Source organism: Tepidimonas fonticaldi, from assembly GCF_007556755.1.
Taxonomy (GTDB): domain Bacteria; phylum Pseudomonadota; class Gammaproteobacteria; order Burkholderiales; family Burkholderiaceae_C; genus Tepidimonas; species Tepidimonas fonticaldi.
On the sequence record NZ_VJOO01000003.1, the window covers coordinates 36,210 to 50,803 of the forward strand.

Genomic DNA, 14,594 nt, shown 5'->3' on the forward strand with positions numbered 1-14,594 from the left:
CCGCCGGCACGGCAGACCCCGCCACTACAATTGGCGCGCCAGATCCGTTACCGAGCGCTTCATGACCCAGTTAAACAAGCCGATCCCGCCGCTGCCGAAACTGATCTTCGCGAGCCGCTGGCTGCAACTGCCACTGTACATCGGCCTGATCGTGGCGCAAGCGGTGTATGTGTACCACTTCTGGGTGGAATTGGTGCACCTGATCGAAGCGGCGTTTGGCAACGAAGCCGCGCTGGACAAGCTGGTCACGAGCATCGGCTACGTCACCTCGGCCAAGCTGGACGGCCTCAACGAAACCATCATCATGCTGGTGGTGCTGGCCCTGATCGACGTGGTGATGATCAGCAACCTGCTGATCATGGTCATCGTCGGCGGTTACGAAACCTTCGTGAGCCGCCTGCGGCTGGAAGGGCACCCGGACCAGCCGGAGTGGCTCAACCACGTCAACGCCGGCGTGCTCAAGGTCAAGCTCGCCACGGCCATCATCGGCATCAGCTCGATCCACCTGCTCAAGACCTTCATCAACGCGGCCAACTACACCGACAAGGTGCTGCTGTGGCAGACCGTGATCCATGCGGTGTTTCTGCTGAGCGCGCTGGCGATCGCGTTGACCGAGAAGCTGATCCACCACCCGGGCGACGACGACCACTGACGCCCGCCCCCGTCGCGCCGTGCCGGGGATGGCGTGGCGCGCTGCCGTTACGTCAAGGGAACCCACCATGACCGCCATCCGCCAGGAAGACCTGATCCAGTCCATCGCCGACGCCTTCCAGTACATCAGCTTCTACCATCCGCTGGACTACATCCAGGCGCTGGGCAAAGCCTACGAGCGCGAGCAAAGCCCGGCCGCCAAGGACGCCATCGCGCAAATCCTGACCAACAGCCGCCTGAGCGCCGAGGGCCACCGCCCGATCTGCCAGGACACCGGCATCGCGGTCGTGTTCCTGAAGGTGGGCATGAATGTGACCTGGCCCGACGCCACGATGAGCGTGCAGGACATGGTCAACGAAGGCGTGCGCCGCGCCTACCTCAACCCCGACAACCCGCTGCGCGCCTCGGTGCTGGCGGACCCGGCCGGCGCGCGCAAGAACACCAAGGACAACACCCCGGCCGTGGTGCACTACGAGATCGTGCCCGGCGATGGCATCGAGGTCATCTGCGCCGCCAAGGGTGGCGGCTCGGAGAACAAGACCAAGATGGTCATGCTCAACCCGTCGGACTCCATCGTGGACTGGGTGCTCAAGACCGTGCCGACCATGGGCGCGGGCTGGTGCCCGCCGGGCATCCTGGGCATTGGCATCGGCGGCACGCCGGAGAAGGCCATGCTGCTGGCCAAGGAATCGCTGATGGCGCCGGTGGACATCCACGAGTTGATCGACAAGAAGCGTTCCGGCGCCGCGCTCACCCGCGTGGAAGAGCTGCGGCTGGAGTTGTACGAGAAGGTCAACGCGTTGGGCATCGGTGCGCAAGGGCTGGGGGGCCTGACGACCGTGGTGGACGTCAAGATCCTGGACTACCCCACCCATGCGGCCAGCCTGCCGGTGGCGATGATCCCCAACTGCGCGGCCACGCGCCATGTGCACTTCCACCTGGACGGCAGCGGCCCGGCCAAGCTGGAACCCCCGAAGCTGGAAGACTGGCCCGCCGTGACCTGGACGCCCGACACCCAGAGCGCCACCCGTGTCAACCTGGACACCCTGACCAAGGAGGAGGTGGCGTCCTGGAAGGCGGGGCAAAAGCTGCTGCTCAACGGCAAGATGCTCACCGGCCGTGACGCCGCGCACAAGCGCATTGCCGACATGTTGGCCAAGGGCGAGAAGCTGCCGGTGGACTTCACCAACCGCGTGATCTACTACGTCGGCCCGGTGGACCCGGTGCGCGACGAGGTGGTCGGCCCCGCCGGCCCCACCACCGCCACCCGCATGGACAAGTTCACCCGCATGATGCTGGAGAAGACCGGGCTGATTTCCATGATCGGCAAGAGCGAGCGCGGCCCGGTGGCCATCGAGGCCATCCGCGACAACCGCAGCGCCTACCTGATGGCCGTGGGCGGCGCGGCCTATCTGGTGGCCAAGGCCATCAAGGCGGCCCGCGTGGTGGGCTTCGAGGACCTGGGCATGGAAGCCATCTACGAGTTCGAGGTGCAGGACATGCCAGTGACCGTGGCCGTGGACGCCACCGGCAACAGCGTGCACCAAAGCGGCCCGGCCGAGTGGCGCCAGCGCATAGCCAGCGGCGAGTTCAAGGGCATCGCCGTGACGGCGGGCTGATCGATCAGTGCAGGTGCCGCGGCTTGCGCGGGCCACCGTGCCCGCCGCCGGGGCCTGCGCCGCGCGGAGGGCGGCCGAGCTGCAGCGAGTTCACCATGGCGTCGAAGCGGCTGGAGAACAGGCGGTCGATGGCCTCGACCACGCCGCCCAGCTCGGAGGCGTCGAAATGCCGCTCCATCAGCTGCACGACATCCTGCACCAGCAGATCGCGCTGAACCTGCATGATGGCCGCCGGCGTCGGGCCGACGAAGCACATCAGAAAATCGTCGCGCGCCTCGGCATCGGGCGGGGCCTCTTCCTCGTCGAAATCGAGGTCGTAGAACGACACCTCGATCGCCGCGCCAGTGGCCGCGATCTCGTTGAGGCCCATGCAGGCCTCCTCGATGGCCAGCCGAAAATCGTCGTCGCCTTCGATGGTCCAGCACATCTGCAGGACGTGCTCCTGCGGGTCGAAGCGGATGCCCGGTTCTTCTTCGTAGGAACTGGCTGCGGCATCGATCAGCGAGCGCGCGCCGACATACTTCCACAACGGCCGCAGCGCCTCCTGGATATGGGTGTAGTCCACGTCATCACGCAGGCGGATGTCGCCATGCACGTGGATCTCGAACGGAGGGTTGTCTTGGCTCATGGTCGCCACCGCTGGGTCAAAGCTGCGATTGTACGGCGGGGGTCTGGAGGCAAGCGCAGAAAAGTACCACCCGGCCAGCGGGCGAAAGAAGCAGACCGGTATGTTAACGCTTGGCGTTTACCGCTCAATGGTAAACTCATCGACATGATCCGGTCGTTCCGCTGCCGCGACACCGAAGCGCTTTTCGCCGGGCGGTCCGTGCCGCGCTTCGTGAACATCCGAGCCGTGGCGGAGCGTAAGCTGGCGATGGTGCACCGCTCCGCCCGGTTGGATGATCTGCGCATTCCGCCCAACAACCGACTCGAAGCCTTGCACGGCGACCGCAACGGGCTGCACAGCATCCGCATCTATGACCAGTGGCGGGTGTGTTTCCGCTTCGTCGATGGCGACGCCTACGACGTCGAGATCGTGGACTATCACTGAAAGGGGCAGATACCATGGACACTGTGGCGCCGGGCATGCGGCCCATCCATCCTGGCGAGGTGCTGCGGGAGGAGTTTCTCATCCCGCTGGGGCTGACGCCCCACGCGCTGGCGCTGGCACTGGGGGTGCCCGCCACCCGCATCAACGACATCGTGCGGGAACGCCGCACGATCACGGCGGATACGGCACTGCGACTGGCAGCGTTCTTCGGCAACAGCGCGGAGTTTTGGATGGGGCTGCAAGCCGATCACGACATGGCCGTGGCACGCGCGACTTTGTCCGATGCCCTGGGGCGCATTCGCCGCTTCGAAGGCACCGCGGCCGCTTGAGCCCCGGGCGAGCCGAGGGCCGGACCCCCGATAGAATCGTCACCCGCAACCGGTATGCGGGTGTGATGGAACCGGTAGACATACAGGACTTAAAATCCTGAGGCCGTTCGGCCGTGCGGGTTCGAGTCCCGCCACCCGTACCAACCGTATTAGCAGAGCAAAGCCAGGCTCAAACGCCCAGCAATCGGCGCGCCAGCACCGCCTGCATGTCCCGGCGACCATCGACGATCAGGTAGATCACGACCCGGCTGCCCAGGACGCGATAGATCACCCGGTAAGGCTTGAATGCCGTCTGGCGGTAGTCCTTGATGCCCAGCGCAACGAGTTCCTGGGGATAGCTGCCGCGCTCAGGAAACTGGGCGAGCCCCTCCACGACCTCCATCAAGCGGTCGAGAACGTGGTTGGCGTTGGCCACACTGTCGAACTCGGCGATGTAGTCGTAGAGCGCCTCCACGTCCTGCTCTGCACCCTCGGTCAGCAGGACAACGTAGCGCGTCGGCCTGCCGACCATCAGGCCGTGGCCCGTTTTGCGCGCAGGCGCGCCACGACATCGGCGACCGGCTTGACGCGACCGGCCTCCACGTCCTGCTGCCCCAGCGCCAGGATCTTCAACAGGGCCAAGGTCTCCTGCGTTTCCTCGAAGGACGTAACGTCCTGCAGCACGGCCTTGGCTTCGCCGTTCTGGGTGATGACCAGGGGCTCGCGCTGTTCGGCAAGCCGGGTGAGCACCTCGGCGGCGTTGGCCTTCAGGTAGCTGATGGGCTTGACTTGGGATGAGTAGCGCATGGCGGTTTTGTCGTAATGGATGGGACCGAATATAGACCTTTAAAGGTCTGACGGCAATCTTGGGTATGGGTCCACCAAGGCGGCCCCTTCAACCACGCCGCTGCCACGCCACGGCAAAAAAGCCGTCCGTGCCGTGGCGGTGCGGCCACAGGCGCAGGGCGCCGCCTTCCACCACCGACGCCGGGTCGTCCACGCGGGCGTCGGCCAGCAGCGCCTGCGCATCCAAACGCACGAAGTCGCCGCGCAAAGCGGCGGTGAAGGCGTCGGCCACGGCCTCGTTTTCCTCCACCAACAGGCTGCAGGTGGCGTAGACCAGACGACCGCCGGGGCGAACGAGTGCCGCCGCGGCGGCCAGAATGCGCTGCTGCAGGGCGGCCAGCTCGGCGACGGTGGCGGGGGTGTGGCGCCACATCAGTTCTGGGTGGCGCCGCAGGGTGCCCAGCCCGCTGCAGGGCGCGTCCACCAGCACGCGGTCGATCTTGCCGGCCAGGCGCTGCAGACGCTCGTCGCGTTCGTGCGCGATGGCCATGGGGTGCACCTGGGTCAGCCCGGCGCGCCGGGCGCGGGCCGGCAGGGCGTCCAGGCGGCGGGCCACGGTGTCGAAGGCGTACAGGCGGCCGCTGTCGCGCATGTCCGCCCCCAGGGCCAGGGTTTTGCCGCCGCCACCGGCGCAGAAGTCGGCCACGGTTTCGCCACGACGGGCACCAACCAGCGCCGCGATGAGTTGCGAGCCTTCGTCCTGGACTTCGATGGCACCACGGGCGTAGGCCTCCAGCCCCTGCAGGGGCACGCGGGCGGGTAAGCGGATGCCCCACGGCGCATGCGGCGTGGCTTCGGCAGGCAAGCCCGCCGCTTGCAGTTCCGCCAACACGGCAGGGCGCTTGGCCCGCAGCGCATTGACACGCAGGTCCAGCGGGGCGGGCCGGCGCAGGGCGGCGGCCAGGGCGTCAATCTCGGGCCCGACCGCGCTGCGCAGGCGCTCGATCAGCCAGTCGGGCAGGCCCAGGCGTACCGTGTCGGGGGCGGGCGTCAGGTCCACCGCGCGAGCGCGCGCCTGCCAGTCGCCGACTTCGGCGGCGGCGGACGCATCGGACTCGGCCAACGCCGGCAGGGCCGCATCCGGCCAGGCCAGCCGGATGACGCTGTCGCACCAGCCGGGTTGGGTCCGGCAGCGCGCCACATCCAGCGGCGCACCGCCCTGCCCCTGCAAGGCCGTGGTCAAGGCATGCCAGCGGGGCAAATCGCGCAGCGCGGCGTAGAGGGCATCGCCCACCGCTTGGCGCAGGCGCGGGCCGACCCGCTGAGGGCCGCGAAAGGCGTCGGCGAGCAGCGCATCGGGCGGCTGCTGGAAGCGCAGCGTCTCCTGCAACAGCCGGGTGGCCAAGGCCACGGGCGCCACGGCGGCGGAACGGCGTGCTGGCGGACGGGGGGAGCGGGACATGGGGCGATTGTCGCCGACGGCCCGCGGGCACAGGGTACGGGGCGCGGGCAAGGAGGGTGCGCCGGGGCTGCGGGATAATCGCGCCCCATGCCAGACCTCGCCTCCGAGGTGCGCCGCCGGCGCACCTTCGCCATCATCTCGCACCCCGACGCGGGCAAGACCACGCTGACCGAAAAGCTGCTGCTGTTTTCGGGCGCCATCCACATCGCCGGCAGCGTCAAGGCGCGCAAGGCCGCGCGCCACGCCACCAGCGACTGGATGGAGATCGAGAAGCAGCGCGGCATCTCGGTGGCCAGCTCCGTGATGCAGATGGAGTACCGCGACTGCGTGATCAACCTGCTGGACACGCCGGGCCACCAGGATTTCAGCGAGGACACCTACCGCGTGCTCACCGCCGTGGACGCGGCGCTGATGGTGATCGACGCCGGCAACGGCGTGGAGCCGCAGACGCGGCGGCTGCTGCAGGTCTGCCGCGCGCGCAACACGCCGATCCTGACCTTCATCAACAAGATGGACCGCGAGGTCAAGGCACCGCTGGATCTGCTGGACGAGATCGAGCGCGAGCTGGGCATGACGGTGGTGCCGTTCACCTGGCCGGTCGGCATGGGCAAGCTGTTCCACGGCGTGTGGGACCGCCGCGCCGAGCAGATGCGCGTCTTCGCCCCCGGCGAGGACCGCCGCGACGGCGACGAGGAGATCCTGGCCGGCCGCGACAATCCCGCCATCGCGCAGCGCTTCGGCGCCGAGTGGCAACAGGCGCAGGAGGAGCTGGAGCTGGTGGAAGGCGCCACCCCGCCATTCGAGCACGCGGCGTTTCTGGCCGGCACGCAGACGCCGATGTTCTTCGGCTCGGCGATCAACAACTTCGGCGTCAAGGAGGTGCTGGACGCGCTGGTCGATCTGGCGCCGCCGCCGGGGCCGAAGCCCGCGCTGCAGCGCGAGGTGGCGCCGACCGAGCCCAAGTTCAGCGGCGTGGTGTTCAAGATCCAGGCCAACATGGACCCGGCGCACCGCGACCGCGTGGCCTTCGTGCGCGTGGCCAGCGGCCGCTTCGAGCGCGGCATGAAGCTGCGCATCACCCGCACCGGCAAGGAGTTCAAGCCCAACACGGTGGTGTCGTTCCTGTCGCAGCGGCGCGAGCTGCTGGAGGAGGCCTACGCCGGCGACATCATCGGCATCCCGAACCACGGGCTGCTGCAGCTGGGCGACACGCTCACCGAGGGCGAGGCGCTGCAGTTCACCGGGCTGCCGTTCTTCGCGCCGGAGATCATCCGCAGCGTCGAGGTGGCCGACCCGCTGCGCACCAAGCAGTTGCGCGCCGGCCTGCAGCAACTGGGCGAGGAAGGCGCGATCCAGGTGTTTCGGCCGATGGTCGGCTCGGTGTTGCTGCTGGGTGCGGTGGGACAGCTGCAGTTCGAGGTGGTGCAGCACCGGCTGGAGACGGAGTACGGCGTCAAGGCGCGCATCGCCGCCAGCCCCTACCACGTGGTGCGCTGGGTGACCTGCCCGCCCGACAACGGCGGCGAGGCGGAACTGAAGCGCTTCATCGACGCCAACATCCACCGCATGGCGTGGGATGCCGTGGACGCGCCCGCCATTCTGCTCGACCACGCCGCCACGCTGCGCGCGGTGGAAGGCAACTGGCCCAAGATCCGCTTCCACGCGATGCGCGAGCACGCGGGGCTGGTGTTCCACCACGCCTGAGGCCGGAGCCGCCGCGATGCGCCTGTTCGCCCCGCTCTACGACCGCGCGCTCACGTGGGCGCGCCACCCGCGCGCGCCGCGCTACCTGGCGGCACTGAGCTTTGCCGAGTCGTCGTTCTTCCCGGTGCCGCCGGACGTGATGCTGGCGCCGATGGCGCTGGCGCAGCCGCAGCGCGCCTGGTCGCTGGCGTGGCTGACCACCTGGACCTCGGTGCTGGGGGGGCTGGCCGGGTATCTCATCGGCTGGCTGGCGTTTGCGGCCCTCGAGCCGTGGCTGCGCGGCAGCAGCTACTGGCCGGCCTACCAGCAGGCGGTGGCGTGGTTCGACGCCTGGGGCGCCTGGGCGGTGTTCATCGCCGGCTTTTCGCCGATTCCGTACAAGGTGTTCACCATCGCCGCCGGGGCGCTGGCGATGCCGCTGCTGCCGTTCGCGCTGGCCTCGCTCGTCGGGCGGGGGGCGCGCTTCTTTCTGGTGGCCGCGCTGATGCGCTGGGGCGGCGCGCGCATGGAGCCGCTGCTGCGCCGCCACATCGACCGCATCGGCTGGGCGGTGGTGGCGCTGGTCGCCGTGGGCGCGGCGGTGGCGTACACCTGGCGCTGACCACCCCGCCACTCACACCGACCCCGCCCGCTCCACGACCAGAATGCGCGCCGGCCCCTGCGGATGGGCCACGTGCTCGCAGCCGACCTCGGCAAAGAAGACGTCGCCCGGCTCCAGCAGGCGGCGGTGCTCCTCACCGGCCTCGCGCCAGCGCATCTCGACGCGGCCGTCGAGCACGGTAAACACCTCCGCCCCATCGTTGACGTGCCAGCGGTAGGGCGCGTCGGTCCAGTGCAGACGTACGGTGATGCCGTCGAGCTGGGCGATGTCGAGCGCGCCCCAGGCGCGCTCGGCGGTGAAATCACGGGGGTGGATGATGGTGGGCATGGGGGGCTTCCAGGGTGGCTGGGGCGGTCGTTGCACGAGGTCAGTACGGCCGGCCGTCCTTGTGGGTAAAGACCCAGCGGCCATCGACACGCACGGCCCGCAGGTCATCGTCGGGGTAGTGCACCGTGTCGCCGGGGGTTCGATCGCCGATCTCCAAGTAGACCACCGTTTCGGCGGTCGGGTTGACGAGCTGGTGCGCATCGCCCGAGCCGGCGGCAAAACCGGCGCACATGCCAGGGGCCAGCGGCGTGTCGCCGGCATCGGTGCGCAGCACGGGGTGGCCTTGCAGGATGTAGACGAATTCGTCCTGCTGGCTGTGCCCGTGGCGCAGCGACGAGACCGCACCCGGCGCCAGTTCGGTGAGGTTGACACCGAAGCGGCTGAGCCCGAACACGTCGCCCAGCGCCCGCTTGATGCGGCCGGCCATGCGGGCGGCGAACGGCGGCGGGTAAAGCGAGGGCTGGGCGCGGGGCGGCACGTCGAGGGCAGCGACCGCCACTTCAGACGCGGGAGCGGATCCGACCGGCATGATGGCATCTCCTGGAAGGGGTAGGATGGGCACGACGATTCGTCGCACACCCTGGGTATCCTGCGCCATGTATGCTGCCGGCACAATAGCCGCCGCTTCGATCTCAGTCTCGGCCCGCATCGGCGCCATGATCGTGGGCGCGGCCGCAGCGCGGGGGGTGGCGGCCGATGGGTTGATGGCCGCAGCGGGGTTCGAGGCGGCCTGGCTGGACGATCCGGACGCGCGCATGCCCCTGGCGGTGGAAACCCGCCTGTGGGACGAAGCGGCGCGGCGCAGCGGCGACGTGGCCTTCGGGCTGCATGCGGCGGCGGCGATCCGCCCGGGCATGTTCCAGGTGCTGGACTATGCGGTGCGCACGGCGCCGGATCTGGGCACGGCCCTGCGGCGGCTGGCGCGCTACAACCGGCTGCTGCACGACGTGGCCACGTTCGACATCCAGCCCCAGGGCGCAGTGGTGCGCATCGTGCACCGCTTGGCCGATTCCCGCGCACGGCCCAGCCGGCATGCGGTGGAGTTCACGCTCGCCTCGCTGGTGGTGGTGGCGTCGCAGATCGGTGCCGCCCCGGTGCGGGCCGTGGCGGTCGATTTCGCGCATGAGGCCGCCGGCGGCCTCGCGGATCACCGCGCGGTGTTCGGCGTCACCCCGCGCTTCGGGGCTGTGCAGTCGTGCCTGGTGCTGGACGCGGCGGTGCTGCGGCGCCCGGTACCCGCGGCCGATGCGGAGCTGTCGCGCATCGTGACCGCCCATGCGGACGGCCTGCTCGAGCGCCTCGGCTCCCCGGCCGCATCGTGGTCCGACCGGGTACGGCGTGCCTTGCTGCAGGGGCTGGACGGCGAGCGCGCGACCTTGCCCGCCGTGGCCCGCCAGCTGGGCCTGAGCGAGCGCAGCCTGCAGCGGCGGCTGCGCGACGAGGGTACGGGGTTTGCCCCGCTGCTCGACGCGGTACGGCACGAGCTGGCCCTGCGCTGGGTGGGCGAGGGTCGGCTGGCGCTGGGCGAGGTCGCCTACCTGCTGGGGTTTTCGGAGCCCAGCGCGTTTCACCGTGCCTTTCGCCGCTGGACGGGCACCACTCCGCAAGCGATGCGCCGGGGAGCCGCCCAGCCCGCGACAAATACCGACGGCCCGGCCTCGACGGATCCTCGCTGAGGTCATCGCAGCGGGGCCGTGCGGGCCAGAAACGCCAGCAGCGCCGGCGCGACCTGCTCCGGCACTTCCAGATGCGGATAGTGGCCCGCGCCTTCCACCAGGACGGGCGCGGCGCCCAACTGCTCGCCCAGCCAGCGCGCCTCGGCCACCGGATCGGGGAAGTCGGGGTCGCGCGTGCCCATCACCACCAGCGCGGGCACCCGGCTACGTCCCACGATCGCCTCGGTGTCGGCCTTGGAGAGGCCCACCATCGTGCGCAGCGCCGCCATGCGCCCCGGCTCGCGCAGGTTGGCCGCCAGCGCGGCGCGCGCCTGGGCGTGATCGTCCGGCTTGCGCAGGGGGAACAGGCTGTCCCAAAACGCCATCCAGAAAGCCGTGCGCCACGGGCCGGCGAAGCCAACCGCCACCGCCGCGCGCGCCCACCACGGCGGCTCGCCGTCGCGCACCACCGGCCCCAGCAGCACCACGCCGCGCACCTGCGCCGGCATCTCGTGCGCGGCCCACAGCGCCGAGCCGGCGGCAAACGAGTTGCCCAGGATCACCGCCGGCCCGGCCTGCAGGTGCCGGATCAGCTCGAGCGCATCGAGCCCGACGGCGCGGGCCGAATAGTCGTCCCACGCCGCCGACGAGCCGCCATGGCCGCGAATGTCCATCGTCACCACGCGGTAGCCGGCGCGCCACAGCAAGGGCCGCAGCGCCCGGTATTCGCTGCGCAGATCGCCCATGCCGGGGATGGCCAGCACCAGCGGTCCGGAGCCACCGGTGTCGTCGTAGGCGATCCGGCCATAGGGCAGCGTCAGATGACGGGTGACGGCCGGGGGGATGGGGGCCGCCACCGCCCCTGCGGTCAGGGGCAGGGTCAGGGCGGCAGCGGCACAGGCGCGGGTCACGATTCGGCCAACGGCGGACATGGCAACGGCTCCAGCAACACGGGGAAAGCAAGCCCCCACTGTGCCGGATGCGGCGCGCCCCGGCGATGACCGACGGCGCCAGACGATGAACGTCAGGCGCCAGCGTCGCGCAGCCAGCGCTCGATGGCGCGCGGGTAGATCAGGTGCTCCTGCGTCAGCACGCGCGCGGCCAGCGTCTCGGGCGTGTCACCGGGCAGGATCGGCACCACCGCCTGCTCCAGGATCGGGCCGTGGTCCAGCTCCGCCGTCACCAGGTGCACGGTGGCGCCGGCGAAGCGGCAGCCCGCCTCGATGGCGCGCCGGTGCGTGTGCAGCCCCGGAAAGGCCGGCAGCAGCGACGGGTGGATGTTGAGGAGCCGCCCGGCGAAGCGCTCGACGAAGCCGGGCGTGAGGATGCGCATGAAGCCGGCCAGCACCACGAGCGCCCGGCCGTCCGGGTCGAAGCGCGCGATCGCTTCGGCCAGCGCCGCGTCGAACGCCTCCCGGCTGGGGTAGGCCTTGTGGTCCACCACCGCGGTCGGCAGGCCCTCCCCTTCCGCCCAGGCCAGCCCTTTGGCGTCGGGCCGGTTGCTGATGACGGCGGCGACGAACGCCCCATGGCGCTCGCGCCAGCGCTGCGCCTGCGCCGCGCGCACGATGGCCTGCATGTTGCTGCCGGTGCCGGAGATCAGGATCACCAGCGGGCGGGGGGTCGGTCGGGGGGCTGCGCTCATGGCCCGGCAGTGTAGCGGCTGGCGCTGTCGCGCCCCCGACAGCGCAAAACCGAACGACCGTGCATAAACAGGGCTTCGACCGACGAGGAGACGATGCATGGATCTGGCATTCACGCCCGAGGAACTGGCCTTTCGCGACGAGGTGCGGGCCTGGATCGCGGCGCACCTGGCCCCCGAGCTGGCCGCCAAGGTGCATGCGGGCCTGCGCCTGAGCAAAGACGACATTCAGGGGTGGGCGCGCATCCTGGGCCGCCAGGGCTGGCTGGCCTACCGCTGGCCCGTGTCCTTCGGCGGACCGGGCTGGACACCGGTGCAGCAGCACTTGTTCGACGAGGCCCTGGCCGAAGCGGGCGCCCCGCCGATCCTGCCGTTCGGCCCGGTGATGGTGGCGCCCGTCATCATGGCGTTCGGCACGCCGGAGCAGCACCGGCGCTTTCTGCCCGGCATCGCCAGCGGCGAGGTCTGGTGGTGCCAGGGCTACAGCGAGCCGGGCTCGGGCTCGGACCTGGCCAGCCTGCGCACCCGCGCCGAGCGCGACGGCGACCACTACATCGTCAACGGGCAAAAGACCTGGACCACGCTGGGCCAGCACGCCGACTGGATTTTCTGTCTGGTGCGCACCAGCACCGAGGGCAAGCCGCAGACGGGCATCAGCTTCCTGCTCATCGACATGAAGTCGCCCGGCATCACCGTGCGGCCCATCCGGCTGCTGGACGGTGAGTACGAGGTCAACGAAGTCTGGTTCGACAACGTGCGCGTGCCGGCCGACAACCTGATCGGCGAGGAAAACAAGGGCTGGACCTACGCCAAGTACCTGCTGTCGCACGAACGCGCCAACATCGCCGACGTCAACCGCGCCAAGCGCGAGCTCAAGCGCCTCAAGCGCCTGGCGCAGGCCGAGGGCGTGTGGGACGACGTGCGCATCCGTGACCAAATCGCTTTGCTGGAGGTGGACATCGTCGCGCTGGAAATGCTGGTGCTGCGGGTGTTGGCCGCCGAAAAAAGCGGCAAGCCCGCGCTGGACATCGCCGCGTTGCTCAAGATCCGCGGCAGCGAGATCCAGCAGCGCACCACCGAACTGATGATGCTGGTCGCCGGGCCGATGGCCCTGCCCTACCTGGAACACGCACTGGAGGGGCACACCGCGGCCGCCGCCCTGGGGGGCGACCCCGCGCTGGCCCCACTGGCGCCGCGTTACTTCAACATGCGCAAGACCACCATCTACGGCGGCAGCAACGAGGTGCAGCGCAACATCGTCGCCCAGACGCTGCTGGGCTGATCCCCGATCCCGGAGACCGTCATGGATTTCGATTTCACCGACGAGCAGATCCAACTGCGCGATGCCGTGCAACGCTGGGCCGACAAGGGCTACGACTTCGAGCGCCGTCGCCGCATCGTCGCGGCGGGGGGCTTCGACGCCGATGCCTGGCGCGAGCTGGCCGATCTGGGCCTGACCGGCCTGACCGTGCCCGAGGCGCACGGGGGGCTGGGCCTGGGCCCGGTGGAAGCCATGGTCGTCATGGAAGCACTGGGCCACGGCTTGGTGATGGAGCCCCTGGCGCAGACGCTGCTGGCCGCCGCCGTGCTGCAGCGCCACGCCGACGCCGCGCTGCAGACCGACTGGCTGCCGCGCCTGGCCGCGGGTGATCGGATGGTGCTGGCGCACACCGAGCGGCGCAGCCGCCACCGGCTGGATCACTGCACCACCACCGCCACGGCCGACGGGGCGGGCTGGCGGCTGGGGGGAACCAAGCATGTGGTGCCGGCCGGCGACCGTGCCGACGCCTGGCTGGTGCCCGCGCGGCTGGACGGCGCGCTGGCGCTGTTTTGCGTGGAACGGGGCGCCCCCGGCGCCACCGCCACCGGCTACGCCACCCAAGACGGCAGCCGGGCCGCGGACCTGGTGCTGGACGGTGCGCCGGCCCGGCTGGTCAGCCGCGACAGCGACACCGCGCTGGCCTGGGCCGTGGACGTGGGCATTGCGCTGGCCTGCGCGCAAGCCGTGGGCGTGATGGACCGCACCCTGGCGCTGACGCTGGAGTACCTGAACACGCGCAAGCAGTTTGGCGTGCCGATCGGCAGCTTCCAGGCGCTGCGCCACCGCGCGGCCGACATGAAGATGGAACTGGAGCTGGCGCGCAGCATGAGCTACTACGCCACGCTCAAGCTCGGCGAGCCCGACCCGCAACGCCGCCAGGCGCTGGCGCGGGCCAAGGTGCAGCTCGGGCGATCGATGCGCTTCGTGGGCCAGCAGGCGGTGCAACTGCACGGCGGCATCGGCGTCACGGACGAGTACGTCGTCAGCCACTGCTTCAAGACGCTGACGCAGCTGGAGCTGACCTTTGGCGACACGCTGCACCACCTGGGCGAAGTCGCCGCCCGCATGACGGACGAGGCCGGCGTGGCGGCCTGAGCGCCCTGCCCCATGGGCGTCGGGCGGCTGGTGATGCAAGCCGCTGCCGCGCAGCTCACCCCCGTGACGCTGGAGCTGGGCGGCAAATCCCCGGCCATCGTGGGCCCGGGCGCCGATCTGGCGCAAGCGGCCGACCGCATCGCCACCGCCAAGGGCTGGAACGCCGGGCAAACCTGCATCGCGCCGGACTATTGTCTGGTGCCACGTGCGCGGCAGGCCGACTTCGTGGCCGCCCTGCGCCAGAGTGTGCGGCAGCGTTGGCCGCTGGGCGAGGCCGACCCGGACTACACCGCGCTGATTTCCACCGCCGCCTGGGCACGCATGCAACGGCTGGCGGAAGAAGCCGCGGCGGGCGGTGCCACACTGGTGCGC

The 14,594-nt window shown here is 70.1% G+C and carries 17 protein-coding genes, 1 tRNA gene and 1 pseudogene; 11 read left to right on the forward strand and 8 right to left on the reverse strand.

What is annotated here, in order from left to right; all coding sequences use genetic code 11:
* Positions 1-61 precede the first annotated feature (61 nt).
* Both Tfont_RS02360 and Tfont_RS02365 read left to right on the forward strand, forming a co-directional pair.
* Complete coding sequence (locus Tfont_RS02360; RefSeq protein WP_143968245.1) at positions 62-652, forward strand: TIGR00645 family protein; 591 nt, start codon at positions 62-64, stop codon at positions 650-652.
* 67 nt (positions 653-719) lie between these two features.
* Complete coding sequence (locus Tfont_RS02365) at positions 720-2,270, forward strand: fumarate hydratase (protein ID WP_068608597.1); 1,551 nt, start codon at positions 720-722, stop codon at positions 2,268-2,270.
* A gap of 4 nt (positions 2,271-2,274) precedes the next feature.
* Here Tfont_RS02365 and Tfont_RS02370 read toward each other — a convergent pair whose 3' ends face one another.
* Positions 2,275-2,898, reverse strand: coding sequence for a DUF6806 family protein (locus Tfont_RS02370; RefSeq protein WP_068608594.1), 624 nt, complete (start codon positions 2,896-2,898; stop codon positions 2,275-2,277).
* 144 nt (positions 2,899-3,042) lie between these two features.
* On the opposite strand from Tfont_RS02370, the gene Tfont_RS02375 reads away from it, so the two are divergent.
* The 3 genes from Tfont_RS02375 to Tfont_RS02385 all read left to right on the forward strand — a co-directional run bounded on the left by Tfont_RS02375 (position 3,043) and on the right by Tfont_RS02385 (position 3,793).
* A complete protein-coding gene (locus Tfont_RS02375) occupies positions 3,043-3,321 on the forward strand; it encodes a type II toxin-antitoxin system RelE/ParE family toxin (protein WP_068608592.1) in 279 nt (92 codons plus the stop codon).
* 14 nt (positions 3,322-3,335) lie between these two features.
* The gene (locus Tfont_RS02380; RefSeq protein ID WP_143968246.1) at positions 3,336-3,650 is read left to right on the forward strand and encodes a HigA family addiction module antitoxin; all 315 of its coding nucleotides are present in this window, start codon (positions 3,336-3,338) and stop codon (positions 3,648-3,650) included.
* Positions 3,651-3,706: 56 nt separating this feature from the next.
* Positions 3,707-3,793 (forward strand) — tRNA-Leu (locus tag Tfont_RS02385).
* Positions 3,794-3,819: 26 nt separating this feature from the next.
* On the opposite strand, the gene Tfont_RS02390 is transcribed toward Tfont_RS02385, so the two are convergent.
* The 3 genes from Tfont_RS02390 to Tfont_RS02400 form a co-directional block, all read right to left on the reverse strand.
* Positions 3,820-4,161, reverse strand: coding sequence for a type II toxin-antitoxin system RelE/ParE family toxin (locus tag Tfont_RS02390; protein WP_143968247.1), 342 nt, complete (start codon positions 4,159-4,161; stop codon positions 3,820-3,822).
* The gene (locus Tfont_RS02395) at positions 4,161-4,436 is read right to left on the reverse strand and encodes a type II toxin-antitoxin system Phd/YefM family antitoxin (protein WP_143968248.1); all 276 of its coding nucleotides are present in this window, start codon (positions 4,434-4,436) and stop codon (positions 4,161-4,163) included. Before Tfont_RS02395 ends, Tfont_RS02390 begins: the two co-directional genes overlap by 1 nt.
* A gap of 88 nt (positions 4,437-4,524) precedes the next feature.
* On the reverse strand, positions 4,525-5,877 hold the full coding sequence (locus Tfont_RS02400) for an RsmB/NOP family class I SAM-dependent RNA methyltransferase (RefSeq protein WP_143968249.1): 1,353 nt from the start codon (positions 5,875-5,877) through the stop codon (positions 4,525-4,527).
* 87 nt (positions 5,878-5,964) lie between these two features.
* Here Tfont_RS02400 and Tfont_RS02405 point away from each other — a divergent pair, with 87 nt between their 5' ends.
* Together Tfont_RS02405 and Tfont_RS02410 are read left to right on the forward strand one after the other, a co-directional pair.
* Positions 5,965-7,581: a peptide chain release factor 3 gene (locus Tfont_RS02405; protein ID WP_143968250.1), complete on the forward strand. Its 1,617-nt coding sequence runs from the start codon at positions 5,965-5,967 to the stop codon at positions 7,579-7,581.
* Between the two features lie 16 nt (positions 7,582-7,597).
* Positions 7,598-8,182, forward strand: coding sequence for a YqaA family protein (locus Tfont_RS02410; RefSeq protein ID WP_143968251.1), 585 nt, complete (start codon positions 7,598-7,600; stop codon positions 8,180-8,182).
* A gap of 12 nt (positions 8,183-8,194) precedes the next feature.
* Here the strand turns inward: Tfont_RS02410 and Tfont_RS02415 are convergent, their stop codons facing one another.
* Positions 8,195-8,509, reverse strand: coding sequence for a cupin domain-containing protein (locus Tfont_RS02415; RefSeq protein ID WP_058615743.1), 315 nt, complete (start codon positions 8,507-8,509; stop codon positions 8,195-8,197).
* Positions 8,510-8,549: 40 nt separating this feature from the next.
* A complete protein-coding gene (locus tag Tfont_RS02420; RefSeq protein ID WP_068608579.1) occupies positions 8,550-9,038 on the reverse strand; it encodes a cupin domain-containing protein in 489 nt (162 codons plus the stop codon).
* Positions 9,039-9,165: 127 nt separating this feature from the next.
* On the opposite strand from Tfont_RS02420, the gene qhpR reads away from it, so the two are divergent.
* On the forward strand, positions 9,166-10,185 hold the full coding sequence (gene qhpR, locus Tfont_RS02425; protein WP_185974452.1) for an AraC-like transcriptional regulator QhpR: 1,020 nt from the start codon (positions 9,166-9,168) through the stop codon (positions 10,183-10,185).
* A gap of 2 nt (positions 10,186-10,187) precedes the next feature.
* Here qhpR and Tfont_RS02430 read toward each other — a convergent pair whose 3' ends face one another.
* Positions 10,188-11,096 (reverse strand): alpha/beta fold hydrolase, encoded by a 909-nt coding sequence (locus Tfont_RS02430; RefSeq protein WP_143968253.1) that lies wholly within the window; start codon positions 11,094-11,096, stop codon positions 10,188-10,190.
* Between the two features lie 92 nt (positions 11,097-11,188).
* Positions 11,189-11,809, reverse strand: a complete 621-nt coding sequence (purN, locus tag Tfont_RS02435) for a phosphoribosylglycinamide formyltransferase (protein ID WP_068608570.1) — start codon at positions 11,807-11,809, stop codon at positions 11,189-11,191.
* 97 nt (positions 11,810-11,906) lie between these two features.
* Here purN and Tfont_RS02440 point away from each other — a divergent pair, with 97 nt between their 5' ends.
* From Tfont_RS02440 to Tfont_RS15015, 3 genes and pseudogenes are all read left to right on the forward strand, one after another.
* Entirely contained in the window at positions 11,907-13,088 is a 1,182-nt protein-coding gene (locus Tfont_RS02440) for an acyl-CoA dehydrogenase family protein (RefSeq protein ID WP_143968254.1), read from the forward strand.
* A gap of 21 nt (positions 13,089-13,109) precedes the next feature.
* Positions 13,110-14,222: an acyl-CoA dehydrogenase family protein gene (locus Tfont_RS02445; RefSeq protein ID WP_143968255.1), complete on the forward strand. Its 1,113-nt coding sequence runs from the start codon at positions 13,110-13,112 to the stop codon at positions 14,220-14,222.
* 12 nt (positions 14,223-14,234) lie between these two features.
* Positions 14,235-14,591, forward strand: a pseudogene (locus Tfont_RS15015) (aldehyde dehydrogenase family protein); the annotation flags it as partial.
* Between the last annotated feature and the right edge of the window lie 3 nt (positions 14,592-14,594).